General features: G+C 68.8%; 25 protein-coding genes and 4 pseudogenes. 9 read left to right on the top strand and 20 right to left on the bottom strand.

Annotated features, from left to right (window positions below):
- The first annotated feature begins 91 nt into the window (after nt 1-91).
- Both ABR738_RS37820 and ABR738_RS34705 read left to right on the top strand, forming a co-directional pair.
- Entirely contained in the window at nt 92-331 is a 240-nt protein-coding gene (locus ABR738_RS37820; protein ID WP_502964193.1) for a hypothetical protein, read from the top strand.
- Nucleotides 332-339: 8 nt separating this feature from the next.
- Nucleotides 340-648, top strand: coding sequence for a hypothetical protein (locus tag ABR738_RS34705; RefSeq protein ID WP_350234874.1), 309 nt, complete (start codon nt 340-342; stop codon nt 646-648).
- A gap of 348 nt (nt 649-996) precedes the next feature.
- Here the strand turns inward: ABR738_RS34705 and ABR738_RS34700 are convergent, their stop codons facing one another.
- From ABR738_RS34700 to ABR738_RS34685, 4 genes and pseudogenes are all read right to left on the bottom strand, one after another.
- Nucleotides 997-1,374, bottom strand: a complete 378-nt coding sequence (locus tag ABR738_RS34700) for a hypothetical protein (protein WP_350233926.1) — start codon at nt 1,372-1,374, stop codon at nt 997-999.
- A gap of 384 nt (nt 1,375-1,758) precedes the next feature.
- Nucleotides 1,759-2,002, bottom strand: a pseudogene (locus ABR738_RS34695) (transposase); the annotation flags it as partial.
- A 251-nt stretch (nt 2,003-2,253) separates the two neighbouring features.
- A pseudogene (locus ABR738_RS34690) lies at nt 2,254-2,514 on the bottom strand (DapH/DapD/GlmU-related protein); the annotation flags it as partial.
- Between the two features lie 98 nt (nt 2,515-2,612).
- Nucleotides 2,613-4,151 (bottom strand): MFS transporter, encoded by a 1,539-nt coding sequence (locus ABR738_RS34685; protein ID WP_350233925.1) that lies wholly within the window; start codon nt 4,149-4,151, stop codon nt 2,613-2,615.
- A 180-nt stretch (nt 4,152-4,331) separates the two neighbouring features.
- On the opposite strand from ABR738_RS34685, the gene ABR738_RS34680 reads away from it, so the two are divergent.
- Complete coding sequence (locus ABR738_RS34680; protein ID WP_350234873.1) at nt 4,332-4,898, top strand: TetR/AcrR family transcriptional regulator; 567 nt, start codon at nt 4,332-4,334, stop codon at nt 4,896-4,898.
- 61 nt (nt 4,899-4,959) lie between these two features.
- Here the strand turns inward: ABR738_RS34680 and ABR738_RS34675 are convergent, their stop codons facing one another.
- From ABR738_RS34675 to ABR738_RS34660, 4 genes are read right to left on the bottom strand one after another with little or no spacing between them, the layout of a single operon-like run.
- Nucleotides 4,960-5,538: a DUF3159 domain-containing protein gene (locus ABR738_RS34675; protein WP_350233924.1), complete on the bottom strand. Its 579-nt coding sequence runs from the start codon at nt 5,536-5,538 to the stop codon at nt 4,960-4,962.
- Nucleotides 5,535-5,852 (bottom strand): hypothetical protein, encoded by a 318-nt coding sequence (locus ABR738_RS34670; RefSeq protein ID WP_350233923.1) that lies wholly within the window; start codon nt 5,850-5,852, stop codon nt 5,535-5,537. Before ABR738_RS34670 ends, ABR738_RS34675 begins: the two co-directional genes overlap by 4 nt.
- 3 nt (nt 5,853-5,855) lie before the next feature.
- Complete coding sequence (locus ABR738_RS34665) at nt 5,856-6,332, bottom strand: hypothetical protein (protein WP_350233922.1); 477 nt, start codon at nt 6,330-6,332, stop codon at nt 5,856-5,858.
- Nucleotides 6,329-7,012, bottom strand: coding sequence for a DJ-1/PfpI family protein (locus ABR738_RS34660; protein ID WP_350233921.1), 684 nt, complete (start codon nt 7,010-7,012; stop codon nt 6,329-6,331). Before ABR738_RS34660 ends, ABR738_RS34665 begins: the two co-directional genes overlap by 4 nt.
- A 188-nt stretch (nt 7,013-7,200) precedes the next feature.
- Here ABR738_RS34660 and ABR738_RS34655 point away from each other — a divergent pair, with 188 nt between their 5' ends.
- Nucleotides 7,201-8,148, top strand: a complete 948-nt coding sequence (locus ABR738_RS34655; RefSeq protein WP_350233920.1) for a GlxA family transcriptional regulator — start codon at nt 7,201-7,203, stop codon at nt 8,146-8,148.
- Between the two features lie 62 nt (nt 8,149-8,210).
- On the opposite strand, the gene ABR738_RS34650 is transcribed toward ABR738_RS34655, so the two are convergent.
- The 4 genes and pseudogenes from ABR738_RS34650 to ABR738_RS34635 all read right to left on the bottom strand — a co-directional run.
- On the bottom strand, nt 8,211-9,200 hold the full coding sequence (locus ABR738_RS34650) for an ornithine cyclodeaminase family protein (protein WP_350233918.1): 990 nt from the start codon (nt 9,198-9,200) through the stop codon (nt 8,211-8,213).
- Nucleotides 9,201-9,503: 303 nt separating this feature from the next.
- Entirely contained in the window at nt 9,504-10,061 is a 558-nt protein-coding gene (locus tag ABR738_RS34645) for an RlpA-like double-psi beta-barrel domain-containing protein (RefSeq protein WP_350233917.1), read from the bottom strand.
- A 140-nt stretch (nt 10,062-10,201) separates the two neighbouring features.
- Nucleotides 10,202-10,897 (bottom strand): DUF4232 domain-containing protein, encoded by a 696-nt coding sequence (locus ABR738_RS34640; RefSeq protein WP_350233916.1) that lies wholly within the window; start codon nt 10,895-10,897, stop codon nt 10,202-10,204.
- A gap of 288 nt (nt 10,898-11,185) precedes the next feature.
- Nucleotides 11,186-11,416: pseudogene (locus ABR738_RS34635) on the bottom strand (zinc-binding dehydrogenase); the annotation flags it as partial.
- A gap of 891 nt (nt 11,417-12,307) precedes the next feature.
- Between ABR738_RS34635 and ABR738_RS34630 the strand changes: the two are divergent.
- Together ABR738_RS34630 and ABR738_RS34625 are read left to right on the top strand one after the other, a co-directional pair.
- On the top strand, nt 12,308-14,527 hold the full coding sequence (locus ABR738_RS34630; RefSeq protein ID WP_350233915.1) for a hypothetical protein: 2,220 nt from the start codon (nt 12,308-12,310) through the stop codon (nt 14,525-14,527).
- Nucleotides 14,528-14,809: 282 nt separating this feature from the next.
- A complete protein-coding gene (locus ABR738_RS34625; RefSeq protein WP_350233914.1) occupies nt 14,810-15,583 on the top strand; it encodes a hypothetical protein in 774 nt (257 codons plus the stop codon).
- Here ABR738_RS34625 and ABR738_RS34620 read toward each other — a convergent pair.
- The 4 genes from ABR738_RS34620 to ABR738_RS34605 all read right to left on the bottom strand — a co-directional run bounded on the left by ABR738_RS34620 (nt 15,547) and on the right by ABR738_RS34605 (nt 19,321).
- Nucleotides 15,547-16,362 carry an alpha/beta fold hydrolase gene (locus ABR738_RS34620; protein ID WP_350233913.1) on the bottom strand — a complete coding sequence of 272 codons (816 nt, stop codon included), beginning with the start codon at nt 16,360-16,362 and terminating at the stop codon, nt 15,547-15,549. The two genes, ABR738_RS34625 and ABR738_RS34620, sit on opposite strands and share 37 nt — an antisense overlap.
- 204 nt (nt 16,363-16,566) lie before the next feature.
- Nucleotides 16,567-17,466: an aldo/keto reductase gene (locus ABR738_RS34615; protein ID WP_350233912.1), complete on the bottom strand. Its 900-nt coding sequence runs from the start codon at nt 17,464-17,466 to the stop codon at nt 16,567-16,569.
- On the bottom strand, nt 17,463-18,374 hold the full coding sequence (locus tag ABR738_RS34610; protein ID WP_350233911.1) for a helix-turn-helix domain-containing protein: 912 nt from the start codon (nt 18,372-18,374) through the stop codon (nt 17,463-17,465). The genes ABR738_RS34615 and ABR738_RS34610 overlap by 4 nt, the downstream gene beginning before the upstream one ends.
- A 629-nt stretch (nt 18,375-19,003) precedes the next feature.
- A complete protein-coding gene (locus tag ABR738_RS34605; protein ID WP_350233910.1) occupies nt 19,004-19,321 on the bottom strand; it encodes an ArsR/SmtB family transcription factor in 318 nt (105 codons plus the stop codon).
- A 98-nt stretch (nt 19,322-19,419) separates the two neighbouring features.
- Here ABR738_RS34605 and ABR738_RS34600 point away from each other — a divergent pair, with 98 nt between their 5' ends.
- Complete coding sequence (locus ABR738_RS34600) at nt 19,420-19,764, top strand: putative quinol monooxygenase (RefSeq protein WP_350233909.1); 345 nt, start codon at nt 19,420-19,422, stop codon at nt 19,762-19,764.
- Nucleotides 19,765-20,059: 295 nt separating this feature from the next.
- Nucleotides 20,060-20,296 carry a DUF8825 domain-containing protein gene (locus ABR738_RS34595; protein ID WP_350233908.1) on the top strand — a complete coding sequence of 79 codons (237 nt, stop codon included), beginning with the start codon at nt 20,060-20,062 and terminating at the stop codon, nt 20,294-20,296.
- 61 nt (nt 20,297-20,357) lie between these two features.
- On the opposite strand, the pseudogene ABR738_RS37815 reads toward ABR738_RS34595, so the two are convergent.
- The 4 genes and pseudogenes from ABR738_RS37815 to ABR738_RS34580 form a co-directional block, all read right to left on the bottom strand.
- Nucleotides 20,358-20,645 (bottom strand): annotated as a pseudogene (locus ABR738_RS37815) (WapI family immunity protein); the annotation flags it as partial.
- A gap of 32 nt (nt 20,646-20,677) precedes the next feature.
- Nucleotides 20,678-20,938: a hypothetical protein gene (locus tag ABR738_RS34590; protein WP_350233907.1), complete on the bottom strand. Its 261-nt coding sequence runs from the start codon at nt 20,936-20,938 to the stop codon at nt 20,678-20,680.
- Between the two features lie 351 nt (nt 20,939-21,289).
- The gene (locus ABR738_RS34585) at nt 21,290-22,357 is read right to left on the bottom strand and encodes a S1 family peptidase (RefSeq protein WP_502964192.1); all 1,068 of its coding nucleotides are present in this window, start codon (nt 22,355-22,357) and stop codon (nt 21,290-21,292) included.
- Between the two features lie 570 nt (nt 22,358-22,927).
- Nucleotides 22,928-23,272: a hypothetical protein gene (locus tag ABR738_RS34580; protein WP_350233906.1), complete on the bottom strand. Its 345-nt coding sequence runs from the start codon at nt 23,270-23,272 to the stop codon at nt 22,928-22,930.
- Nucleotides 23,273-23,866: 594 nt separating this feature from the next.
- Between ABR738_RS34580 and ABR738_RS34575 the strand changes: the two genes are divergently transcribed.
- A complete protein-coding gene (locus tag ABR738_RS34575) occupies nt 23,867-24,877 on the top strand; it encodes a hypothetical protein (protein WP_350233905.1) in 1,011 nt (336 codons plus the stop codon).
- Nucleotides 24,878-25,398 lie beyond the last annotated feature (521 nt).

Raw genomic sequence — 25,398 nt, 5'->3', positions numbered from 1 at the left:
CTGCTTCTCCGGTCTCTTCCCAGCGTTTCATCAGCCGATCGGCCTCGGCAAGAGTGAAGACCGTCGCGCTCCAGCGCGAGCTATCGGGGAGATGCACTTCGACATCAACATTGCAGACTTCGTCGAGTGCTTCGTCAGGGCCGGGGAGGAACAGCGCATCGAACGCTTCGGCGCGGACGCGCTAATACGGACCGTCCCACCCTGCTTCGGTCTGGACTCTGCTCGTGCTGGTCACCGCAGGATCATCCCAGCCTGCCAGACGCCCATCCAACGAAATGCGGACACCTCCGCGGCCAAGCCGGACCGGGGCACGGCCATCATGGTCTGGTGACGATGTGGATGCGCTGTTACTGGGGTGAGGAAGACGTTTGGTTCTACTTCGAAACCGACGCTGAAGGCTGGGTGGTCCGGCAGGTTGAGCTCGAAGGGCCTGAGCTGACCCCGATCGCAGCTGCCTCCCTTGCCGAGTGGCAGCGGGCCTACGACGCAGGCCGCCTCGATGAGTACGACAACAGATTCGGGATCACAGCAGAGCTGCCCGTCTCGGAGTGGGAGGGCCACGACCCCGAGGAGCTGACCTCCCACCAGTTCGAGGCGGTCTGGGACACGGCCCGCCGACAGATACAGCCCGGCCGTGGTGACTTCTGACGCGGGCCATGAGGAAATGCCACTCTTCCTGAGACAGGAGTGCCCGGCCACGATGTGAGACACCCCGAGAACCTGCTGGTCAGCACGATGCCCTATGCCACGGACCGCGAGACCTACATAACCCCGCGCCCCGCCAGAGTCCCCGTGACGGCGCACCAACGCGCCGCCTCGACTGAAAAGGGGGGACCGTGCCCGAGTCCAACGACACGCTGACCGTGCTGCTGATCTTCGCCGCGTTCCTGCACATCCTCACCCGCTGTGCCTGGTCGCTGTCGGGCTGGTCCGCTGCGAACGCGGTGTGCAGGATCATCCCCAGCAGGCCCCATCAGAGTGGTGGAAGGCGCGGGCCTACTGGACCGTCACGATGATGTACGTGGGATCGCCCGAGAGGTCGACATTGATGGTGGAGGGTGCCTTGTAGCTCCAGCCGCCGAGTTCTTCGAAGTGGACGACCCCGATTTCCTCGTTGGTGTTCGCGTTGGTCACCTTGAGATCGAAGGTGGAGGTCACGTCGAAGCAGTCACCGCTGTTCTTGGTCTCGATGTACTGCCCATTGCTGTTCGGGAAGGTCTGGCCGGAGCTGATGACCTGGGCGTTGAAGACCGAGAGATTGGAGCCGGGGGCGCTGCCCTGGCCGTGGTCGTACATGCAGGTGACGTTGTCGATGAACGTCCGCACGGAGTCCCCGTTATTGTTACTGACCATCATCATTGCGCTGTTACCCATGGCGGAAGCCCTTCTGGTGGGAGGGGGAAACGGAATGGCGTTAGACGAAAGGCCGATGCCGCGTGTCGATCGTCACACAGTCCTTCAATCCGCGCTCTCCCGCTGCTCCAACCAGGTCACAACTGACCAATCATTCCGTAATTTCCTGGTTCCCGTGCGGGACTACTGGAGTCTCCGCATGGTGTGGCCGGACTTTCCGAAGAGCCGCAGTTCAGGCCCCCACGCAAACCGCGACATCACGCCTGCACGCACACTTGTCGAGTGGGACGTCCAGGGCCGAGGTCTTCGGGCGGGCTGGGGCGAGGGGGCTGACCGTACCCGTGGGAATGATCAGTCCCGCTGGGCTTCGCGGGAGGCCGACTGATTGCTCCTGCGGGAGGATCGCCGGGTGATTCGCCTGGTCATGAGGGCGATCGCGGCCCAGGTGATGAGCGATTCCGAGTCGCGCGCGTGCCAACGGGCGTGCATGACCCAGGCGTGTGAGCGTTCGACGACCCAGCGCCGGGGCAGCACGACGAACCCGACGGCGTCCTTCGGGCGGCTGACGGGCTTGATCGTCAGGTTCAGGTAAGTCTTTCACCCAGGTCACGAGCTGTCCGGCATAGGCGGAGTCGGCCCAGACGAGCGTGCCGCCACCCCCGAGCACCGAGCCAGCGGCCAGGCAGCCGCTGAGAGGACCCCATAACTACAGGCCGCGGTCCCCGGCGGCTGGCGTGCAGGGTTGCGCCCCTTGGCCGCCCACTCGGGAACCTCCAAAACCGCCACAGACGTAGGCCACCAGCCACAGCCGGACCGCTGCGCCTCCCCCCTCCTCCCTCCAGGCCGGAGCGACGAGCAGGGTGCCGCGGCTCCGCGACCACTACATGAACAGGGAGACGCATCGCCGCCGACGACGCCGTAATCGGGGACGTCGCCGGTGACCATGGCTCCGGCGGCGACGATCGCGCCGTTGCCGATGCGTACACCGGGCATGACCGTGGCGCCGTGGCCGAACCACACGTCGTTGCCGACGACCGTGTCACCCCGGCCGGGCAGGCCGGTGATCAGGTCGAAGTGCTCCGCCCGGGAGCCCCCCATGGTGGGGAACGGGAAGGTGGAAGGACCGTCCATACGGTGGTTGGCCCCGTTCATGATGAACCGGGCGCTGGCGCGGGCGCTCCCGGTCTGCCTGGTTTGTCGGCGGCGCGCGGCCCGCCCGCCTCGGAGATCACACGGGGGACCTCACAGAGCGCGCTCCCCTACTGCTGTACGGTCGGGGCTACGGCCTTACGGCCAGGCATTGTTGACGCACAGTCAGACGAGCAGAACGCTTCACCCGACGCCGACGCCGACGCCGACGCCGACACCGTGAGCGGTACGGACGAACCCTCCCCCGTCGAGCATGACCTGGAGCATGGTGTGCGGGACTCCGCCAAAGCCACCACGGACTCGTCCGGAGACTTGGACCGCGTCAGCCACAGACCGGTGAACACGGCGGTGGCCAGGGTCATGGCGCCGGCCGCGACGAAGGCGCTGTTGAGCCCGGTCGCGAAGGACGCGCCGCCGGATTGCCGGGCGCGGACGACGGCTCCGAGTACCGCCACGCCGAGCACCGCGCCGACCTGCCGGGTGGTGCTGCTGATGCCCGACGCGAGGCCGCCTTCTCGTGCGCTGACCGCCTGGATGGCGGCTCCGGTCAGGGGGGACATGGTCAGAGCGAAGCCGCTGCCGATGGCCCCCAGCCGCCACCACACGTTGCCGTAACCGGTATCGGCGTGCACCGTGCCGAGCGCCAGCAGTCCCAGGCCGGCCAGGACCAGACCGGCGGTGACCACGGCGCGGAAGCCGTACCGTGCGGCGAGCCGTCCCGCGTACGGACTGACGATCACCATGGCGAGGGACAGCGGCAGGGTCCGCAGGCCGGCGTTCAGGAGCGAGCTGCCCTGCACGTAGACGAAGAACTGGGAGAAGAAGAACGACGACCCCATGAGCGCGAACCCCACCACGATCATGGCGGTGTTGGAGACCGTGAACAGGCGCTGCCGGAACAGCCTCAGCGGCAGCATCGGGGCGCAGCGGCGCGCTTCTACGGCGACGAAGGCGGCCAGGAGGACCACCGCGGCGGTGAAGCTGGCCAGGATCGCCGGGGATGTCCAGCCCCGGGCTCCGCCCTCGACAAGCCCGTAGGTCATCGCCCCCACCCCCAGGACGGACAGCACCGTCCCCGGGATGTCGATCGCGGGAGCGCTCGGATTGCGGGTTTCCTCAAGACCGCGCAGGCCGACCAGGAGAAGGACCGCGCCGATGGGGAGGTTGACCAGGAAGATGGCGGGCCAGCCGAAGGCGTCCGTCAGCACGCCGCCGGCCACGGGACCCGCGGCCAGCCCGACTCCGCTGAGTCCGGCCCACAGCCCGATCGCCTTGACCCGTTCCTTCGGCTCGGGATGGGCCGCCGCCAGCAGGGCCAGCGAGGCGGGGCTCAACGCCGCGGCGCCGACGCCCTGGAGAACCCGGCCGGCGACCAGCCACCCGAGCGAGGGCGCGAGGCTGCACAGCACCGACGCGACGGTGAAGACCGCGACGCCGGTCAAGTACACACGCTTGCGGCCGAACCGGTCGGCGAAGATTCCGCCGGACAGCAGCAGCATGGCGACCAGCAGGACGTACGCGTCGACGATCCATTGCAGACCGGTCAACTGCGTGTGCAGGCGGTGCTGCATGTCGGGCAGGGCGGCTCCGACGATCGTGTTGTCGAGCAGGACCATGAATTGGCCGAGGCAGGTGAGCGTGAGCAGCACGGCCCGGTTGGGCCGACTGCCTCCGCCGCTTTCGCCGCTTTCGGCCGTATGTGACGCGGTCAGGGGGAACCCCTCTCAAAATTCTCTAACGCAGTTGATGGTTGCGTTAGGGGACCTTACGTCGAGCCCGCGCACAAACGCAAGCGCTGACTGCGTTAAGGTCGGGGCATGGCTATGGGCATGAACGAACGACAGCCGGTCCGGCGGCCGGGTGGGCGCAGCGCCCGCGTCGCCGCGACGGTGCACCAGGCGGTCACGGACCTGATCGGCGAGCGCGGCTACGGGAATTTCACCGTCGGCGAGGTCGCCGCCCGCGCGGGCGTGGCCGACAGCAGCATTTACCGTCGCTGGGGCAACCTGGACAACCTGCTCTCCGATGTGGCGCTCGCCCGCCTCAACGCGCGGTCGCCGATGCCCGACACGGGGAGCCTGGGCGGCGACCTGCGCACCTACGCGGCCGCCGTGGCACGCGAGATCACCGGACCCGACGGGCCGGCGGTGCTGCACCTGGCCGTCGCCCTGTCGGCCAACGGTCAGCAGGGCCTGCGGGCAGGCGACGGCATTCTCGCCGAACGCATGCGGCAGTTGCAGTCCATGCTCGACCGGTCCCGCGACCGTGGCGAGCCCGCCCCCGACGCGCTCGACGTCCTGGACCACGTCCTGGCCCCGATGTACATCCGCGTCCTGTTCGGCATCGTCCCGCTCACGCCGGACTACATCGACGGGTTGGTCGACAAGGTGCTGTGACCTCGCCCCGTCCCAGGGATCACCCCTGGGACGCGGCACGTCCCTGACCGCCGGACCCGTATCAGGCGCCCGAGTCGCGATGACGGGCCACGGCCATGCGTGACAGGGCGAGCGTCGCGGCAGTGATCGCGGGCCACAGGGCTCCCATGGCGACGTGGAGGGCGCCGAGCCAGGCGATCTCCGCGCGGCTGTACAGGGCGGTCTGCGCGGCCAGACTCGCCAGGCACACCAGGCCGACGCATACCGTCATCCAACGATAGAAACGGTGCAGGGCCCGGTGTGACCGCCAGCGCGGTGGGCCGCCCACGAGCCGGTTCGCGACCAGGCCGGCCAGGGGCCTGCCTGCCAGCACCGACAGCAGGCAGGCCGCCGAGGACGCCGCGGGCAGCAGCATGGGCAGCAGGAAGAAGCCCCGGGCCTGCCCGGTACCGACCGCCACGGCCGCGCAGGTCACCGCCAGCAGCGCGCCCACCGCCGCATGCTGAAGGTACCGGCGGGCCCACAGAGCACACGCGAGAACCAGGACACCGAGCGCGGTGGCCGCCACGAGGGCGGCCCGCAGTCCGCCGGCGCCGTAGGCGGCAACGAACGCCAGCGTCGGCGCCGCCGTAGTCGCGAGCCCGGGAAGGCGGGCTCTCATCGTGCCCCCGATCCGGCAACCGGAGCGGCCCGCGTGTCGTCACGCTCCAGGGCACGGAGCGCGAGCAGGCCCCCGATGCCAGGGATGACGGCGCGCAGCGTGGCTCCGGTGCCGCCCCGCGGATCGCGCCGGGTGGCCAGGACGCCGAAAAGCCAGGCGACCCCGTGCACGGGCCCGAACAGCGCGGCGATCTCCCGGGCGTCCCCGGTGGTGAGGTTGACCAACAACACGGCGAGGCTGACCAGTTCGATGGTCGCCGACGCGCGCAGCGGCCTGCGTGCGAGCCGTTGCGCGGGTACGGAGTCGACAGCCATGAGTCACACTCCCGTGGTGGAGCCGGGGCGGAGAATCATCAGGACGGTGACCGTTGCCCAGAGCAGGTTGAAGGCGCCGGTCAGCATGGCCAGGCGGGCGGTCTGCGCGCGCTCGACGGCCACCGTCCCGGCCGGGGACCCGGCCAGCTGGGCGAGGAGGCGTTCCTGGGCCGGCAGAACGAGCAGCGCCAGCACCAGTGCGGCCGCGCCCGTCAGCACGATCGACACGATCAGCCAGGGGCTGCCCAGGACGTGCAGCCCGCTCGCGGTGGCGAACCCAAGAACGGGAACGGCCAGGCCGAGGGCGGCGTAGACGCGGCAGACGCGGTGCAGCACCCGTACCGTGGCAAGTGCCTCGTGCTCGTCGGGCGGGCCGGCGGCACGGCGGGCCGCGGCGGGAAACATGCTGGCCGCGACGGTCACCGGGCCGACGGCGACGATCACCGCGAGCACGTGCAGGATGAGCAGGAGCTTGGTCACCGCGACGGCTCGACGGCGACGGCGGGGGACATCGGCTCACACCCCTGGTCGCGCCAGACGACGCCTCGGCGCTCGTGGGCGAACAGCTGCTCCACCGCGAGGGCCACTTTGGGCCCGACCTCACGCTCCAGCAGATACAGGCCCAGATCGAGGCCGGAGGTGACGCCGCCGGCGGTGACGAGGTCGCCGTCGTCGACGACCCGGCCCGGGGCGAGGTGCGCACCGCCCGCGCCCAGCAGGTCCAGGCCCTGGTGATGGGTGGTGGCGTGGCGGCCACGCACGAGCCCGGCCATCGACAGCACCAGCGACCCTCCGCAGACCGTGGCCACTATGGTGCCCGGCGCGGCCAGCGCATCGGCCAGCAAGCTCGGGAGTTCCGTGGTCAGCGCGCGGCCGAGGATCGCGGGAATCTGTTCCTCGGGAGCGTCGTCCGCGCCCTGACCGGGGAGCCTCCCGGCCGCGCCCGGCACAACGACCAAGTCCGCGCGCTCCGGGGCCAGAAGAGCGGCGGCCGTCAGCGCGACACCGGGTATGCCGCTCGGCACCTGCCTGGCTCCTTCCGCGCTGGCCAGTTCGACGGCCACCTGATCGGTGAAGGCCCGGGCGGCGCTGAAGATCTCGAACGGAGCGATGACATCCAACGGGTCGAATCCATCGAAGAGGACGAACTGTGCCAGCATCGGCGACTCACATTTCCCTCGGTTCATGTCTGCCGCGCTCACGCTAGGCGGCGCGACAGACCCCGACCATGGGCTCGAATGACACACCCCAACGGGTTCTCGCCACTTCACCAACCAGTGCTTTCGCGACGCCCAACTCTCCCACCTGCGCCATGTGTTACGGCGAGAAGTGGGCGTAGCCTGCATGGATGCACACCGTGGCGATACTCGCGCTGGACCAGACGGTGGCCTTCGACATGGCCATCCCGGTCGAGGTGTTCGGACGCGTACGCCTGCCGGACGGGCGGCGCCCCTACCGGGTGCGCGTCTGTGGAACCCGACCCGAAGTGCCGACCGAGACGTTCACCATCCGTGTGCCCTGGGGTCTTGACGGCCTCGCCGATGCCGACACGATCATCGTGCCCGGCCGGGAGGAGCACGCGGGGCCGCCCCCGGCCGAAGCGCTCCAGGCACTGTGTGACGCCGCAGCCGACGGCGCGCGCATCGCCTCGATCTGTGGCGGCGCCTTCACTCTGGCTGCCACCGGCCTGCTGGACGGCCTTGCCGCCACCACCCATTGGACAGCCGCCGGCCAACTCGCCCAGCAGTACCCGGACATCGAGGTGCGCCCGGACGTGCTCTATGTGGACAACGGCCAACTGCTCACCTCCGCCGGGGCGTCCGCCGGTATGGATCTGTGCTTGCACCTGGTCCGCCGCGACCTGGGCTCGGCCGTCGCCGCGGACGCGGCCCGACTGGCCGTCACCCCCCTGGAACGGGAGGGCGGCCAGGCCCAGTACATCGTCCAGGAACCGCCGCCGCTGCCTCGCGGCTCACTTCTGGAACCGACACTGGCCTGGATCCAGGACCACCTCGGCGAAGAACTCACTCTGGAGGCCATGGCTGCCCGCTGCGCCATGAGCACCCGCACCTTCAGCCGCCGCTTCCGCGAACAGACCGGTACGACCCCGCTGCAATGGCTGCTCCGCGCACGCGTGCGACACGCCCAGTACCTGCTTGAGCACAGCGACCATTCCGTCGAACGCATCGCCGTGCAGGCCGGTTTTGGATCCGCGACCGCCTTTCGCGAACGGTTCAAGCGCGTCACCGGCACGACGCCACAGACCTACCGGACCACCTTCCGCCGTCCTCGCTGACATCCGGCTCGCGCCCACCGGGGCGGGGTGGACCCTTCCCCTATTGGCTATTGGTGGCGGCGTCACCGCAGACTGATCTCCTCGCCGATCGATTGCCGGCGGGCGGCCGCGACGACCAGAGCCGTGGCTGCGGCGTCCTGTACGGCCACCCCGACCGATTTGAAGAGGGTGATCTGATCCGGTGCGGTGCGTCCCGGCTTGCTGCCGGCGATGAGTTCACCCAGTTCCGCATGCACGTGGTCGGCTGTGATGAGGCCGTCGCGGATCGGCATGAGCAAGTCGTTGCTGCCCGCAGGTGGTGGGGCGAGCACGGCCTGGCGCGATTCGACACACACCAGCGCCTCGGCGACCGTGGCGTCGTCGATCTCGCGGCCGGCCGGGTTGTAACCCACCGACGTGATGTGCACCCCGGGTGTCAGCCATGGGCGCCGGATGACGGGTTCGATGGCGTGTGTCGTCGCCGCGGCGATGTCCGCGCCGTCCAGCGCCTCCGCGTAGCTTCCGGCGGCTTGGACGTCGGCCTCGATGACGGAGGCGAGCTCTTCGGCCAGGGCGGCGGCTCTCGCCGGGTCCCGGCCGGCCACACGGATCTGCCGGATCGGGCGGACCCGGCAGATCGCGCGAGCGTGGGACCGGGCCTGTACGCCAGTGCCCAGCACGGCCAGTACCGACGCGTCCTCGCGGGCCAGCAGCCGTGCCGACAACGCGGAACAGGCGCCGGTCCGCGCCGCGGTGATGGCCGTGCCGTCCAGCAGGGCAGCGGGCTCGCCCGTGTCCGGATCGAACGCCACGATCAGCGCCTGATGGGTCGGCAGCCGAATCCCGTCGTTGTGAGGAAAGAGTGACACCAGCTTGGTCATGAGCGTCCCGGCCGATGCCAGGAAACCCGGCATGGCCGCCAGAAATCCATCACGTTCGGGCACCAGGGCGGCGACGCGGTCCGGCACCGAGGCACGGCCCGCACTGAGGTCTGCCATCGCCGGGGCCAGGGAATCGATCAGCGAGTCCATGTCGAGCAGGTCCTCGACCTGCGAACGACTCAGCACGAGCATGCGTCTCAACTCCTATTGCCGGTCAGCGGATCAGCGGGTCAGGCGACCGCACGACCAAAGCGTCAAGCATCGGCCCTCTTCGCCTCAGCCACGACACGCCCGACTGCCGGAGCAGGTTCAGCCGTACGCGGCTGAGCACGTTCAGCCGCACGCGACTGAGCACCCGGCGTGTACGCCGACACCAGGTGCCCTCGCGGCAGCAGAGGCTCAAGCCGGGCCCACTCGCCATTCGTCACCCCCCGCCCGAACCCGGCCCCCGGACTCGGGAGCCGCCGGTCCCGGCGGGCCCCGGGCCGACCGTCCCTACTTCGCGAAGTGCCAGGTGACCTTGATGTCGCCGTCGTCCCGGGAGGCGAGCGCCGAGAACGCGCCCGGCGTCAGGTCGAGGCCGTTCTTCGGCGTGGTGGGAGACGCGTCGACGACCCGCAAGGTCACTGACTTCCCCTTGTACGTGACGACGACCTTCATTCCGCAGAAGGCACTGCGTCCGGCTCCCCCGGATTCGTACATCCTGTAGTCGAGGGCGACGGACATGTCGTTGTCCCCGATGCGCTCCCCGCACGCCCCCACGACGCCGTTCGAGGTGAACCAGCTCGCCATCCCGGTGAAGGTGCCCTTCGGCGGCTTCACCGGCTTGCCCGGGGCGGGCGGGGTCGTCGTCATGCTGGGCTTTGGAGTGGCGGTGGAATGGGGCGGCGGGGTGGAGGTGGGCTCGATGGGCTGCCCGGTGGAGGTCGGCACGGTGGCGACGGTGCTGGTGTGCTCCGCGGCGGAGGCGGTGGCGGCGGCCGCGGTGATCGTGGCTACGGAACTCACGGCCAGGGCGGCCGTTGCCGCGGTGATGGCGATTCTTGCTCTCATCGCGCCACGATGTCGAACATCGCTAACGGCGGGCTAACGTCCGGTCAGCATGCAACGCGTCACCGGGGCATCTCGCGAGGGCGGCGGGTGCGCACGGAAACCCACATTCCGCGCGCGGTTGCCACGGGCCAGCCGCTGGGTTACTTGCCGGAGCCGACGTGGTAGCCGACGGGGTCGACGACGACGTCCGGAACGGTGCTGCTCGTGGCGGCGACGGTGATGGTCACATGGCTGAGATTCACGATCTTCCCGACCGTCTCATTGGGCGGGGTGACCAGGAGGCGAGTGTAGGTCTTCCCGGAGCCGCTGGTGTCCGGGCTCACGTGCAGCAGGAAGCGGCTCTCCTCGCCGGGGCCGACGGTGACGGTGGACGCGGTGGCATCCGAGCGGGCGGCGTCGGGCCTGTTGTCGCCCAGACCGTCAGGGCCCACGAGTTGGACACCCGGGAAGCCGTGCATGCTGCACTTGCCGGCGCCAGTGTTCTTCATGTTGACGACTATCTCGTCCTTGACCCCACTCGCGGTGGCACTGAGGGCGAGATGTTCGGTCTTGCACGCGGAGCCCGACGTCGAGGACTCGGCCCGGCCAGTGGATCCGCTGCCCTTGCCGGAACCTGAGCCCCCGGTGGAAGTGGAGGAGGAACTTGAGGCCGCCCCCTGGCCACCGGTGGAGGTACCGGCAGTTGAGGCGCTGCTCGCGCCGCTGGAACTGTTCGCGTGGGCGGACGCGCTGGTGTCGGCGGAAGCACTCGATCCGTCGCTGCCGTTGCACGCGGTCAGCGAGAGGCCGGCAGCAGCGACGGTGAGGACGAGAGCAGACATCTTCTTGACGCGCATCAGTACTCCTGGAAGCGGTATGGCATCGGTCGCTCATTCCGGCTGAGCGGCCCCGGTTGTTTCATAGGAGGCCCGGGACCGGCCGATCCGTTGCGGGAGGAGTCACGCCGAGACACCGCTGTGACATGCGAGTCGACGCCCCGTTACGGAAAGCCACAGAAACTCGGACAGGACGGGCCCACGTCGGAGTGCCCGGGATCACGGGGTCCCCGGTGTTACTGGGGAAGGTCACCGAGGCGACGCCCTTATGTCCGGGACCGCTCACACCAGAGGGGCCTGAGCCATCCATCAGACGGTGAGGACGCGCTTGCCCTGGAGGTGACGGCCGTCGAGCAGCCGGCGCGCGTCGTGAACGCGCTCGAACGGAAACGTCTGCTGCGCGTGAACCCGGAGCTTGCCCTGGTCGACGAGTTCGACGAGTTCGACGAGTCCTCATAGGGCGACCGCCTCGGGGTCGACCGCGATGCCGCTGAAGCACGTGCCGGCCGCCTCGCCCTTCGCGCCGAGTTCCGCGTCCTCCCGAACTGCCAGCGCGGGCGAAGCAGTCGGCCACCGAGACCAACAGGCCACCGAGCGCCATGCCACCTGTTGTGCGGAGTTCCGGGCTGGTGGACGGACGCCCCCTACCGCGTACAGTCACCTGCGGGCGTGGTGAGGTGCGGCGGGCCGCATTCGGTGTGGACGCCCAGTAGACGTTCGAGACGGCGGCATCGGGCCGATGGCCGTATCCACGGCGAGACGTGCCCAGCGCCAACGTGCCGTTGATCTGTCAACGTGCCGTTGTTCTGCTCGGTGACCACCACCGCCTGGACGGCTGCGGGACGAAGCCCTTGGCCCGAGTCGTCCGGGCTGCGGGCGGACAACCTCGGCGGCGATATGCGTCAGAAGTTTCCGTCCGATTCCGCCAGCCCGCTGGGCGCGTCATCCTGCCCCGGACAGCTCCTGGTGATCGCCGTCACGTCCACCGGAAATTTACTCAACTCCTGTGTCTGTGAAGCAAGTTGGGAAATCCGCGTTCCCCTCGATTTTGCCGGAAGGACGGGTTGTCGGGAGTAGTGCGGATGGTTACGTTCATGGCTACGTTCGGGGATCGTCAGTCAGGAGCAATGTTGTGTGCCTCGGGGGAGGCCAAGGGCGCCGGCACACCATGGCCGCCTTCGTCTGTTCCTCCTGGGCCCACCCGTTCGCACGGCTGCGTGCGTCTCACGGCCGTGCCTTGCGAGGAGACACATGAAACGCAGACGTTTACACGGCTCAACACGACTACGCGGGGCCATAGCCCTGGGAGCCGGGCTCTCGCTCGTGTTCGGTGGCACCGCCGCAGCGAGCATCCCCGCCGGTCAGGAGGTCGGCAACGCCAAGCCGGCGGCGCCCAAGTGCACCTTCGCGCAAGGAGAATGGGCCCGTTGCGTGCGCGTGGTCACGAGGCTGGACCACGCGCCCGCAGTCGGCGGGACAGCGAAGATCTCCATCGACGTCACCGCGCAGACCGCCCTGTCCGACGCCGGCATCGAGGCGGACCTGCCCGGCACGCTGAGCTGGGCCACCGCCCCGGAAGGGTTGTCGGTGCGGCGCCTTGACTCGGCGGCCCCGCTGCCGATCGGCCCGCTGGACAGCGCGCAGGGCTCCGTCACTCTCGCCCGCGGTGCGACCCGGCACTTCGAGGGCACCGTACGCGCCAAGGCGGCCGGAGCGGCCCCGATTGACGTACGGGTGAGCGGCGCCAAGCGGGACGGCACGGACTCCGGTGCCACCCGCACGTTCGTCACGGTCGGCCGCACCTCGTCACAGTCCCTGCTCGGCTACCAGGCACCCGCCAAGGGCATATCGGGCTCCACGACGGTGCCCGTCGGGGGCACTCCGCGACGAGCTACCCCCGAACTGCCGTACAAAAAAGTGGAGTTGGCTAAAAAGGACCAGATCTCCGACGCATCCCGGCACGCCGCGGAGAAGAGCAAGAGCAAAGCCGTCCACGCGGACGCGCTGACCTGCTTCAAGGGCAGCTACAACTACGACTTTCCTGCGGGAACCTCGCACCCGTCCATCAACCTCCAGGTACAGCTGCGCGCCAAGCACTGGTACGGCGACGAGACCCTCGGTACCACGATCACCGACAGCACCGGCCACTACCAGGTCTGCTCCTCCGACGCGGGAGGCGAGGACGACTACATCTGGTTCGTGGCCGAGAACGGACAGTGGTCCGTCCGCGACACGGACGACGACGTGTACCGGTTCGTGAGCCAGACCTTCAAGAACGTCGGCGACGGAACGACCACCGACGTCGGCTTCCTACAGCCGGCCGACGCCAACCTGATGCCGTCGCTGCACATCTTCGACGAGGCGAACGACGCCAAGTCCTGGACACCGGGCGCCTGTTGGAGCGCCCACGACCACGGCTGCCGACAGATCCCCTACAACTGGAGCCCCACCTCGACCAAGGGCACCTTCTACAGCACGGACGACAAGCACATCTACCTGACCGGACCCGACCCCGACTCGCGCTCCGTGGTCGTCCACGAAACCGGGCACGCCGTGATGGACGACGTCTACGGCGACCACTTCCCGGCCGCCCCCAACTGCAGCCCGCACTACCTCACGTCCACCTCCTCCGCCGGCTGCGCCTGGACCGAGGGCTTCGCCGACTGGTACCAGGCGGCCGTCTACCACGACCCGGAGTATGTGGACACGCACAACAAGATCACCCTCGATCTGGAGAACCAGACGTGGGGCACTGCCAATTGGCAGGACGGTGACACCGTGGAGGGCCGGGTCGCGGGCGCACTGAACGACATCGCCGACAACGGCTACGAGAAGTACTGGGACGACTACGGCGAGGGCGCGCCCGGCCACATCTGGGACACCCTCCTGGCCGGCGTCTCCCCCACCTTCCACGACTTCTGGAACCTGCGCGGCCAGAAGGGCTACAACGTCTCCGACCCGGTGCAGGGAAGCCTCTACCAGAACACGATCGACTACGGCTTCCGCAACCCCCTCGCCGACAACCAGACGCTGACCCGGCCGGCACCGAACCCGGCGCAGCAGAACTACCACTACGCGACGAACGTCGTCTTCTGGTCGGTGACCGCGGTACGGCCGCCCGCGGGCGGATCGCTCTCCCTGGAGATGTACGGCGACCACGACCAGAAGCAGCTTCTGGCCAAGAGCGCGGACGGCCAGGACGTCGTCGACTTCGTGGCCGTCGATTCCAACCACCGGCCACTCGGTGAGATCTATCCCCGCGTGGACACGACGGGCAGCAACGGCGAGTACAGGATCCAGCTTTCCCAGGGGGCCCGCCAGACGCAGAGCAGCGAAGCCATCACCATGTCCGCCCCCGACAACATCGTGACGGTCCGCGACCTGTGCGTTCCGGCGAACACGAAGGCGACGATCACGGCGACCCCGTCGGACCCGAGCCAGGACGCCGAACTGTTCCTGATGGCGTCGGACCCGGCCCAGCCGAGCACCTGGGTGCAGCCGCGCGCCTTCGCGGCGGCCAAGGCGGGTGGACAGGGCCCGGGCAAGGCCGAGTCGTTCACCTACACCGCATCGGCCGCCGGCTGCTACGGCGTGGTCCTGGTCAACAAGGCGGGCATCGGGACCTACACCCTCACCCTGGCCACGTCATAGGTCCGGGGCTACAGCTGACTCGTTGATCCGGTCAGTGTGATCGATGTCGGTGCGTACGGAGCGCGAAGCAATCGGTGCGTACGGAGCGAGAGGCAACGGGAGGCGATCGCTCCGTACACACCGCAGTCCCACTCGCACGCACTACGAGAACAGAACAGACCAGAGCGGAACACAAGAGAAGAGAGGCGAGGAAACGTGGGAACCGGATCACGGCGTGGCACGTCCGAACCAGTGTCCCCGCGTTTGCGTACCGCACCCCGTCTCCTGAGCCTGGCTGTGCCGTTGGCTTTACTGCTCACCGGCTGCGGCACGGGCGCCGCGCGAACCGCCGACACCCCCGTGCCACGCGGCGCCGAGACTCTGGTCCTGCGGGCCCAGCACTACCCCAGCTCACCGGCCGGCCCCGGCGCCCCACTGCCGGACTTCGCACTGTACGGGGACCGCAGAATCTACACACCCGGGACAACCGCCGGAGCTCTGACGGGAGTTGAGGTCCAGCTTCTCACCGATGGGGCCGTCGAGCGGCTGTACCGGAGTGCTCTCCAGGCGGGCCTCGAACAGCCGCACACCTACGACAGGGCCGCGCCCGACGCACCAGGTCTTGTCGTCGTCCTCGGCGTCGCGGGACGGAACGTGGCAACCAAGGTCGTCCTGCCAGACACGGGCGAGAAGGGGCGCCGGGGCGACATCGCCCGCCTCGCCGCCTTCACTCCGGACCAGCTCCCGGCCGCCGACCGCACGGGCGGTTCCGCCCCGTACGCGTACTCCGGACTGGCCGTGACCGCGGCGGTCTGGGGAACCGGGAGAGCATCCGGCGCCCAGCCGTGGCCACTCGGTCCACTGGCCGCCGGGGAGCACGTCAACGGTGGCTCCTGCACGGTGCTCCGCGGCGCCGACCTCGACCGCGCCCGCCAACTGCTGGCCTCCGCCCGGCCGGACGCCCTGTGGACGAGCGAAGGCTCGACGTTCCGGCTGCGCTTCCGGCCGCTCCTACCCGGCGAACACAACTGCCAGGAACCTCAAGCTTCCCGGCTGATCCGAGCCGGCCGCGAGTGACACGTCGAATGCGGGAGACGGCGGATGAAGTCCAGGAGCAGGGTGCAGAACGCGGAGGGTTGTTCCAACGGCGCGAGGTGCCCTGCGCCGGGGATGACCACGGTCTGCTCGGCGTCGAGGTCACGGGCCAGTCCTTCGCCTCCCTCGAAGAAGTCGGGCATGTCGTGTTCGCCGACGCCGACCAGGGCGGGAACGCTCAGTGTGCGCAGCGCTGCCGTTCCCTCGCCCAGCGGGTCCGCCGCCAATGTCGGCTCGCCATGGGCGAGTTGTTCGATGAGCCGGCCGCGAAGCATCCGGGCCGCGTGAGCGCGTACTTCGTCGGTCGCGCCGGCCGAGGTCCACGCCTCGACGCCGGCCGCCACCGCCGCGTCCAGGTCTCCGGCGGCCAGCGCCGTCCTTTCGGCGTCCCAGGCGGCTCGCAGACGTGGGGAGGCGAGCTGGTCGTGGGGCCGGTACCCGACGAGCACCAGGCCCTCGATCCGCTCGGGTGCCGTGACAGCGGCCTGGAGCGCCACCAGGGCGCCGAGGGAGTTCCCGGCCAGGACGAAGCGGTCAGCCCCGAGGTGGTCGAGCGTGTCGAGTACGTCCGTCCAGGGGGCGACTTCACGGCCTTCGGGCACGACCGCGTCGCCGTGGCCTGGCAGGTCCAGGGCGATGGCCCGCACGCCCGCATCGGCGAGCAGCGGAAGGTGGGCGCCCCACATCGTGCGGTCGGTAGGACGGGCGTGCAGCAGGACCACGGGGCGGCCTCGGCCACTCTCGTCGGAGGGCAACAGCATGGCAAGCATCTTTCTTCGTCGGGAACAGGCGGTGAAACAGCGAGGGGAAAGGAGCGAGGGGAAAGGGGGGTGGGGAAAGGGGGGTGGGAGACGGAAACGGGAAGACGGGCGACTCACGGTGCGAAGGCGCGGACACACACGAAGACCTGTCTTTGCGCCTCCCTGCCCACCTCTTGCCGCTTGCCTGTCTTCCTGGGGCTGGTGTCACACCGCGGCGGTCAGTTCGTCGGTTTCCGCGTCGCTCAGTTGCAGGGCCGCCGCAGCCAGGTTCTCCTCCAGGTGCGCGACCTTGGAGGTGCCGGGGATGGGCAGGACGACCTCGCAGCGGGCGAGCAGCCAGGCCAACGCCACCTGCGACGGGCAGGCGTGGTGAGTGGTCGCGATCCGGTCGACCGGGCCACCGGGGCGGGCCAGCGCACCGGCGGCCACCGGCGCCCAGGGGATGAAGCCGATGCCGTGACGGGTGCAGTACTCCAGGACGTCGGCGGAGCCGCGGTCGGTGAGGTTGTAACGGTTCTGGACAGTGGCGATCTCCACGACCGCGCGAGCCTGCTCGATCTGACCGACGGTGACCTGGGACAGTCCGACCGCGACGATCTTTCCCTCGTCCTGGAGCCTCTTCAGCTCGCCAACCTGGTCCTCCAAAGGGACCTTCGGATCGACCCGGTGCAACTGGAACAGGTCGATGTGATCCACGCCGAGCCGGCGCAGACTCATCAGGGCCTGCTGCCGCAGGTACTCCGGACGCCCGACGGGCGGCCACGCCGCCGGACCCAGGCGCACCATTCCCTCGTCGGTCCTGATCACATCGGGTCCGTTGCGGGTGAGCCCGGCCTTGGTCGCGATCAGCACGTCGTCGCGGTAGGGATGGATCGCCTCCCGGATGATCTCCTCGCTCACATACGGTCCGTAGGAGTCCGCGGTGTCGATCAGCTGCACGCCGAGTTCGACGGCGCGGCGCAGCACGCGGACGCACTCCTGACGGTCGTCGGGTTCACCCCACACCCCGAGTCCGGTCAGGCGCATGGCCCCGAAACCGAGACGGGCGACTTTCTTGCCGGCTATCTCAAAAGTGCCGACGGCGTCGCCCAGCGACGTGATCATGATCGAGATTCTCCTTCTTCCACGGGATCGGTCCGGTCCGTCAGGGCCGTCAGGTCTGTCCGGTCCGTCAGGTCTGTCCGGTCCGTCAGGGCCGCCTCCTGCTCGGACAGCCGGCCAAGCAGGACCAGGGCGTCGGCGCTGGCGCTGCCGGGTTCCGCGCTGTAGACGGACAGGTGCTGTCCGGGGGCGCTGGTGACGGCAAGCGCCTCGAAGTGCAGCCGCATCTCCCCAACTCGCGGGTGCCGGAAGTGCTTGTCCTCGTGCGTACGAGGACGGACCTCGTAGCGCGCCCACAGGCCCGTGAAGGCGGGGCTGCGCACGCTCAGCTCGCCGACGACCCGCTCGATCCGCTCGTCCTGCGGGAACTGTGAGGAGGACGCCCGCAGGTTGCCCACCGCGATCCTTGCCGCGCGGTCCCAGTCGGCGTAGAACTCGCGCGCGAAGGGATCCAGGAAGATCATCCGCAGCAGGTTGTCGTACCGGGCGAAGCCGCGGTACAGCTCCCGCGCCATCGCGTTGGCCGCCAGCACGTCCTGCGCCGCCCCGACCACGAAGGCCGGCGCGTCACGCATGCTGTCCATCAACCGCAGCAACTCAGGCGCGACGGTCGTCGGGGCAGCCTGCGTCCCGACGACAGACAGGGCCAACCGGAAGAGATGGGTGGTCGCCGCGGCGTCCAGCCGCAGTGTCCCGGCGATCGCGCGCAGCACCTGCTCGGACGGGTGCCGCTCGCGGCCCTGTTCCAGCCGGATGTAGTAGTCCGTGCTCATCCCGGCCAGCAGTGCCACTTCATCGCGCCGCAGCCCCGGCACCCGTCGGGGCCCGTCGTCGGGCAGGCCGACATCCGCCGGTGCGACCGCCGCGCGACGGGCGCGCAGGTAATCACCGAGTTCGTTCTTGCTTTCCATGCGGGCCACGCTATTCGCCGACGGTCGCAGGGGCGTGGGTGCACTGCACCCACCCGGGAAGGGCCGCTCGACGCGGGCCGGGCCCGTGACCTGCTGCCCGGCCTGCCGCTACCGCGCTCGAGAGGCGGAACGCACCGGCCAAACCCCTTCATCGCGGGCCTGTCGCCGGCCGGGTCGTCGTGGTCGGCGGCGCTGGACATGGTCCGGCCTGGGCGGCACCAACCGACGCACGCAGCCCCAGTGCGAGGGCTCGATGGCTCGAGGGTCGATGGCTGTGACTGGGCGAGATGGTTGACACCGAGGTGGGTCGGTGAGTTGGCGCCGAGCGCGGCCTCACCGCCCCCTCTGCACGCAGCCGCAGCCGGCCCATGAGCCCTGCTCCGAGGCACGCAGTCACTGGTTCCAACTCTCGTGACCAGGTTCCAACTAACGTGGCGCGGTGTCCTGTCGCAACGCATGTGACACGTGAAAGCGTTTGACTTGCGGCGTTGCCAGATGGTTTGAGAAGCCGGGCTCCTGACGTTCTCCATCGACCTGGCTTTGGCGGAGGTCGCGTCTGCCGTGGACGCGGCGTTGACGCGCGCGTGAGTCAGGGTGCCGATGTGAAGGGGACTGTCCCGCTCCTGAGCTCACTCCTCCGGCTCGGCTGCCACGATGCCCAGCAGTCCAGGAAACCGCTGTTCGATGTCGCCCCGGCGCAGGCTGGCCATCCGGCTGTTGCCCCGGTCGACCTGCTGGATCAACCCGGCCTCGCGCAGTGCACGGAAGTGGTGCGTGACGGTCGCCTTGGAGACCGGCAGCCCGAAGGAGCTGCAAGTCCGCGCCGCGCCGTCGGGTTCGGCTGCCAGCTCACGCACCACTCGGCGGCGCAGCGGATCTGCCAGCGCGGAGAGTACCGGGCCGAGTTCGATCTCCTCGAGGCTCGGGTGGCCTTCATCGTCGGGCATTCGGGACACCTCCCTTCAGGTATGGATTGCATCGTACCTACGAGTTCGGTAGCGTCCAGGAGGTACGAGATTGATTGTACCTATCGGAGAGAACCCGCATGCCTCAGCCATTCGCACTCGTCGGCATTGCTCGCCCCAAACCCGAACACGCCGAGGAGTTGAAGCAGCTTCTGCTCTCGTTCGTCGAGCCGACCCGGCAGGAGTCCGGCTGCCTGGAGTACCACTTCCACGAAGATCGCAATGCCCCCGGCATCTTCGTCTTCTACGAGGCCTGGCGCTCCCAGGCCGATCTCGACGCCCACCTCGCCCTCCCCCACATGCAAGCCTTCTGGGAGCGGCGCATGGACTACCTGGAGACCGACCTCGACGTCCGCTTCCTCGCCATGCACAGCCCCTACCAGCCGGCCGGCCGGACTGGGGCGCGGTCTCCGGCGCCCCAGTGACGCCGCGCCGATCCTGAACGTCCAACCGACCTCACCCCTTGCAGCGCGGGCCGCACACATCCAGTGCGGCGCCGCCCTGCGCGATGACGGGAGAATCCGCCAGCACGGCCGAGACCCCGCGAGGATGCGCCAACCCGGATGCGACGGGACACACGGCTCACGACCTCACGGAAGAGCGCCCTCCCGAGGTGACAGTACGTCGCCCGGGTGACAGCCATCTCGCCCAGCCACCGAGGATCAAGGGGCTCGCGAGCCGAAGATGCGCAGTAATTCGAACACCTGGTCTAATTGAGCCATGGCGCGAACCTTTCCCCCCGACCTCGTACAGACCCAGCGCGACTGGATGCGGACCTACGATGCGCTCGCCCGCACTCCATTCCGTACCGTGCTGCGGCGCCGCCTACAGCTGCTGTCCTGCCGCATCGCCAGCCATCCCTACTGGACCACCGGAACCGGCCGGTCGACGGCGGCCCGCACCGAGCTGCGCCGCCAGGCCCGCAGCGAGGAACTGCGGGAAGGAAGAATTGCCTGACCACGCACATAAGTGGAGTCCGTGCGGGTTCGTGATCACGTTGCAGCGTCGGCGCGAGGCTCACGGCAAGGACCGGTTCGAGGAACCATGTGTCCGGAGACAGCCAGCGCTCGGCATCGGCCCCCGTCACCGCCACCGTCCCGGCGGCCACCGCCCGCAGCCACGCGGATACCTGGCAGGCTTCATGAGCCAGCAGACATGGATCAGCAAGGGACCAACTTCCTTGGGGAGTGGCCACCGACCCACCAATGACCAGCCAGTTGTCGTCGTAGGAGTCGCCCCGGACCACGGCGAACTGATAGCGCAGCGGACAGAGCTCGACACTGCTCGCGTGATCACCCAGAAGCACAGCCGCAGGATGCCACGGCCCAAATGCGTGATTCAGGAGCCTACGGAGGACTGCCGGACATCGTGCTCGGCCTTGTCCAGCCAGTCGGTCAACCAGCCGTTGAAGGTGGCGGGCCTGCCCTCCGCGTCGATGAGGGGCCCAAGGTCCGCATCGTCTGCCCGTGGATCGGACCACACAGTGCCGCAGTGGGAGCCGCTGAGGACCAGCCAGTCGCGCTGAGCACAGCCGTGGCGGCAGATCGCGATGGCACCGACGGTGCGCTCGGGAGCGAATGACGGCTTCCCATCGTTCATCCCACGCCTCGATGGCGGTGTCGAAGTCCTCGGTTTCCTCGCAGTCGAAGTCCTCGGTTTCCTCGCAGTCCTCCACTTCGGGGCGCTCGGCCAACAGTCGTTCGAGCCTGAAGCGAGTCAACGCCCGCCGAGACGTCGACTTGTGCACCGAACCTACGCGTCGCAGGGACAGTTCGGCGTGACAGCCGCGGGTTCCGGCGTCCGCACGCACAGGCTTCTCAGAACTCGCGCGCTTTTGCGCCCGGCAGGTGCTTCATCGCTGAGAAAATCACTCGTGCCACATGGTCACGCATGACACGTCATGCCGCTTGGTTCAGCGGCATGACGTGTCCGCCGGGACGACCCCGATGTTCAGCCGATCTGTGCGCCGTACGCCGCGAGCGCGTCCGGGACCGGCTGGAAGAACGTCTCGCCACCCGAGGTGCAGTCACCGCTGCCGCCCGAGGTGAGGCCCAGTGCCGTACTGCCGTCGAAGAGCGAGCCTCCGCTGTCGCCGGGTTCCGCGCAGACAGTGGTGTCGATGAGGCCGTTCACCTGGCCCTCCTCGTATGTCACGGTGGCGTCGAGGCCGGTGACCTGGCCGCCGTTGACTCCGGTGGTGGAGCCACTGCGCTGGACCTGCTCGCCGACGGTGGCATTCGCGGCGGAGTCGATCTGCCGGGAGGTCCCGTCGTACAGATCCACGGCGCTGGGATGGTCGATGTCACTCGTATAACGCACGAGCGCGTAGTCGTGTCCCGGGAAGGTGGAGGCCTCGGTGACGGCGATCTCCGAACCGCCCTGCTGGTCAGACCAGTTGGAGACCACGTTGCCGCAGTGCCCGGCGGTCAGGAAGTATGGCTGGCCGCCGACGGTGACGTTGAAACCGAGCGAGCAGCGCGCATCGCTGCCCCAGATCGCGTCGCCGCCCGCGATGAGCGGCTGGAAGCGTCCGGCCGTTCTTTTCAATGTGGCCCTGTCACCGAGGCTCCGGACCGCCTGGCTCAGCTTGGTGAGCCGGTCGCCGCTGACGGTTCGGTCGGCCTTCACGACGATCTTGTTGCTGACCGGGTCCATCGACCACGCTGTTCCCGGTATGGAAGCCTGCTCTTTCAGCACCTCTCGCGCCGAGTTGAGCTGTGCCATCGAATGCTTGACGGTTCGAGGCTCGGCACCCGACTTCCGCACGCTGTCGGCAGTTGCCGCGTCGAGCACGTTCACGATCAACTGCTTGCTTTTGGCGTCGTAGTACGAGCCCGCCGTGCGACCTGCGAGGGTGGTGTCAATCCGGTGGGCCAGTCGCCCGGCCCAGGCGGCGGACCGGGCGGGAGTGGGCGTAGCGGCCTCGGCGGCGTTCTGCATCGTCAACGCCGCACCGAGCGCCAGGGCCGCCGATACGGCGGTCGCCGTACGTCGGCCGAGTATCCATCGCTGTTTCAACTCGAAACCTCCTGTGGGGGGTGAGCCCAGACTCGGGGTTCGCCGGGCTCGGCAGGCGCGACGGTTTGCCCGTGGGCCACCTGTGACCCTGGAGCAGCTTGTCGCGTACATGCCATCGCGCCGGGTCGAGTATCCCACTATTGCCTCATTGCGCAAGTGGTGAACTCTGAGCCATGCGTGCGCCGTTGGGGCCGGCCGAGCGCAGGCGACGGGAGAGGCGGAATGTGGAACGTAGCCGCTCCCGCCGGCGCCACACCGCCACCGAGCAGGCAGTCTCCGGGGGGGTGCGGGAGTCCGACGTCATTCAGGTCGATATTGCGGCCACGGGACCTGGCCGCTGCCCGGCAATCGTGGCCGGGCCGGGCCGGGCAGGGCAGGGCAGGGCCTTCAAGCACGCGATGAAGGGCCCCTCACGGCGACCGCGAGATACTGCGGAACATGAGCGAGCAGCGGTTGGCTTTTGCCATGGCCGGTCAACAATTCGCGTGCCCTGGGCCTGGGAGAACCTGCGAGGGTGGCGCGTGACTTGGTTCCTGCGGCGTCCGCCGAATCGAACGCGGATGGCGATAACTACCGGACGAGAACCACGGAGTTGATGGGCGTCATGTCGTACGGGTCATACTCCCCCGTATCGCGGGAAACTCCGGAACAGCTCACGCCGTTGTATCCCCAGCAGACTTCGAAGCCCGCTCCGCCGGTCTGGCTGTTGACCAGTACTCGATTGCCGGTGACGTTCGACAGGTTGTGCGCGCCGTAGCTGTAGAAAATGTTCCGGCTCAGGATGTCGCCGTTTGTCTCACGAATGCAGAATGCTCCGCTCGGGCAGGGCGTTGCCGCTTGGGCGTTGGGGGCTACGGCGAAACCAGCCCCCACGGCGAGGGACAGTGCTGCGGCGGTCGTCATGATCTTGCGCATTTTTTCCTCCCTTGACCTGACTCTGCTTGCAGACCGCACCAAGAGTCCTGCGGCCTTGGCTGCGCCGCCAGCAGCACTTCCGCCAATCCCGACCCGAATCAGCCGATTCGACGCGGGCTCAGCCCGCAAACGCCTTACATTTCCGGGGTGGTTGTCCACCTTCCCCGCAAGCACCTGGCCACCTGGGGGGCGTCAAAGGCGACAGTCTCTACCGAGTCGCCCAGGATGTCGGCGACTGCGATATCGAACCTGCGGGGAGGGCGCGGTGTCGCCCTTGTAGCCCTTGTAGCCGCGACGGTGCCCTCCAGCAGATTCGTAGCGATCGCAGAGGATCGAATCGAAAGCTCCAAAACGCTTGCCCAACAGGAACCGCGCGTCGATGGAGCGGATGACGTCTACGAGGAACTGCACCCCCTGGACCCCGGGGGGTGTTCTCCCCCACCCCAACGGGAACAAGCAGGCCCACACGCGCATCATCGCGGCATCGGACGTGCCCGTCCGGTCATCGCATGCTGCCCACTAGCACCTTGAGCCAACGGCCCCTCGCCACGTATCCAGGGAAGTTGAGGATTTCGCGCAAGAAAAGGGACCCCCGTGCACGATCACGAGAAGGCCGGCTCCCACACCGGGACGGGCAACAGCCGTATCCCTGCCCGGGGGCCCGCATCCGCCCCGCCCGCGCAGCATGGACTGCTCGGCCTACAGGCCGCCGCAGGCAACGCCGCGGTCGTCCAGATGCTCCGCAGCGCCGGAAAGCCCATCGGCGAGCCGGTGTGCGAAGAACAAGAACCGGAGGCGCGGCTCGGCGCCGATCCTTCCCGGGTGCGCGTCGCGGAGGTCAACGCGCAGGACAACGCACAGCGCGTCATGCAGGCACCGCTCGATGTGCAACGTGCCGTGGAGCCACGGACTGCCCCCGCCGCCGGCGCCGCAAACGAGGGTCGCGGCGGCCCGGTCGCCGTACAGACCGCGCCCGCCGACGGGAAAAGGCCGCCGCCCGTACCGAACAAGCCCGACAACCTGAGGCTCGGCGGCGCCGCGCAGACCTCCAACGCCAACCAGGCCACCTCAGCCGGGCAGACGTCGGCCGCCGCGGAGCCCGAGCAGACGCAGGCCGAGACGCCCGCGCACGGATACACGCTCGCCGAATCGGCAAGCCTGGTCTTCTTCCGAGCCGATGGGCGCTCCCCCGAGACCATCCGCCAGGCGAACGGGATGAGGTCCCGCAACAGCACGTCCGTCGCGTCCGAACTCGCCGCGTTCCTCGAGGACCCGATCGCCTACGCCCGGGCCCATGTCAGCAGCCCCAAGCCGACCTTGGTCTCCACGGCGCTGGACGAGGACTGCGGCGGGTACGCCAGCAACGACCGGCACCTCTACCAGATCCAGGTCAGCGGCTGGCATAGATTCGCCGCGCCGCCCGCGCGGAGCAGGATCCTGACCAAGCCGACGGTCTACGCGAACAGCACGTCGCTGGAGACCGCGACCGCGGCCGTCATCGGTCCCGTCGGCCCCACCCAGGAAATGGATTTCATCGGGGGAATCCCCCTGGCGGCCATCACTGGCTGCCGCCGACCGGGCGAGAGCGGCTTCAGCGCGCTCTGACGCCCGCGACGGGGAGCGGTGCCTGCTCGGCGCGGGCCGACACCACCCCCGTCATGCCCCTGCCACCCACAGCAGCCGGGCAGTCCCGGGCCGACCCGGGCCGACCCGGGCGCTGGCGGTCCGGGCCCAGCAGACGTACGTTCCGCACTCGTGGAGCCGACGCGCGAGATGGGCGGTGCGGTTCCCGGCGCCAGGTGAAGTGCCGCGTCGGGTCGGTCGTGGGCGGGGGCTCCTGCACGAGATCGCGCACCGAGCGCGACGCCTCGTCCCCACCGGCCCACTACGAGACTGCCCGCGCTCTCCTCCCGGCGCCGAAATGTCGATGAACGTCACATTACGGGTATCAGCGCCTCAGGTCACGGTGATCCTCCACCTCCCGCGACGACACGTGCGCAGGTCGAAGAAGCAGCACAAACAATCTTGGACGGGCATGCGGGTTTCCGAACCAAGTCGAACAATCCAGATATTCGGAAAGCGGATGACTGTGAATGGAATGAGAGCCCGTTTCCGGCTCGTCGTGG

The organism is Streptomyces sp. Edi4 (assembly GCF_040253615.1).
GTDB lineage: Bacteria > Actinomycetota > Actinomycetes > Streptomycetales > Streptomycetaceae > Streptomyces.
The sequence above is the reverse complement of the archived record's forward strand: the minus strand, read 5'-3'. Positions and strand labels throughout refer to the sequence as shown.

Coding starts and splice junctions, on each gene's coding strand:
- ABR738_RS34680 (WP_350234873.1), top strand. CDS start 4,332: ATGAACGAACGACAGCCGGTCCGGCGGCCGGGTGGGCGCAGCGCCCGC.
- ABR738_RS34670 (WP_350233923.1), bottom strand. CDS start 5,852: ATGGCTGTCGACTCCGTACCCGCGCAACGGCTCGCACGCAGGCCGCTG.
- ABR738_RS37820 (WP_502964193.1), top strand. CDS start 92: ATGCACTTCGACATCAACATTGCAGACTTCGTCGAGTGCTTCGTCAGG.
- ABR738_RS34595 (WP_350233908.1), top strand. CDS start 20,060: ATGGCGCGAACCTTTCCCCCCGACCTCGTACAGACCCAGCGCGACTGG.
- ABR738_RS34650 (WP_350233918.1), bottom strand. CDS start 9,200: ATGCTCGTGCTGAGTCGTTCGCAGGTCGAGGACCTGCTCGACATGGAC.
- ABR738_RS34600 (WP_350233909.1), top strand. CDS start 19,420: ATGCCTCAGCCATTCGCACTCGTCGGCATTGCTCGCCCCAAACCCGAA.
- ABR738_RS34605 (WP_350233910.1), bottom strand. CDS start 19,321: ATGCCCGACGATGAAGGCCACCCGAGCCTCGAGGAGATCGAACTCGGC.
- ABR738_RS34610 (WP_350233911.1), bottom strand. CDS start 18,374: ATGGAAAGCAAGAACGAACTCGGTGATTACCTGCGCGCCCGTCGCGCG.
- ABR738_RS34615 (WP_350233912.1), bottom strand. CDS start 17,466: ATGATCACGTCGCTGGGCGACGCCGTCGGCACTTTTGAGATAGCCGGC.
- ABR738_RS34580 (WP_350233906.1), bottom strand. CDS start 23,272: ATGCGCAAGATCATGACGACCGCCGCAGCACTGTCCCTCGCCGTGGGG.
- ABR738_RS34590 (WP_350233907.1), bottom strand. CDS start 20,938: ATGAACGATGGGAAGCCGTCATTCGCTCCCGAGCGCACCGTCGGTGCC.
- ABR738_RS34620 (WP_350233913.1), bottom strand. CDS start 16,362: ATGCTGTTGCCCTCCGACGAGAGTGGCCGAGGCCGCCCCGTGGTCCTG.
- ABR738_RS34660 (WP_350233921.1), bottom strand. CDS start 7,012: ATGCTGGCACAGTTCGTCCTCTTCGATGGATTCGACCCGTTGGATGTC.
- ABR738_RS34675 (WP_350233924.1), bottom strand. CDS start 5,538: ATGAGAGCCCGCCTTCCCGGGCTCGCGACTACGGCGGCGCCGACGCTG.
- ABR738_RS34700 (WP_350233926.1), bottom strand. CDS start 1,374: ATGGGTAACAGCGCAATGATGATGGTCAGTAACAATAACGGGGACTCC.
- ABR738_RS34705 (WP_350234874.1), top strand. CDS start 340: ATGCGCTGTTACTGGGGTGAGGAAGACGTTTGGTTCTACTTCGAAACC.
- ABR738_RS34645 (WP_350233917.1), bottom strand. CDS start 10,061: ATGAGAGCAAGAATCGCCATCACCGCGGCAACGGCCGCCCTGGCCGTG.
- ABR738_RS34655 (WP_350233920.1), top strand. CDS start 7,201: ATGCACACCGTGGCGATACTCGCGCTGGACCAGACGGTGGCCTTCGAC.
- ABR738_RS34640 (WP_350233916.1), bottom strand. CDS start 10,897: ATGCGCGTCAAGAAGATGTCTGCTCTCGTCCTCACCGTCGCTGCTGCC.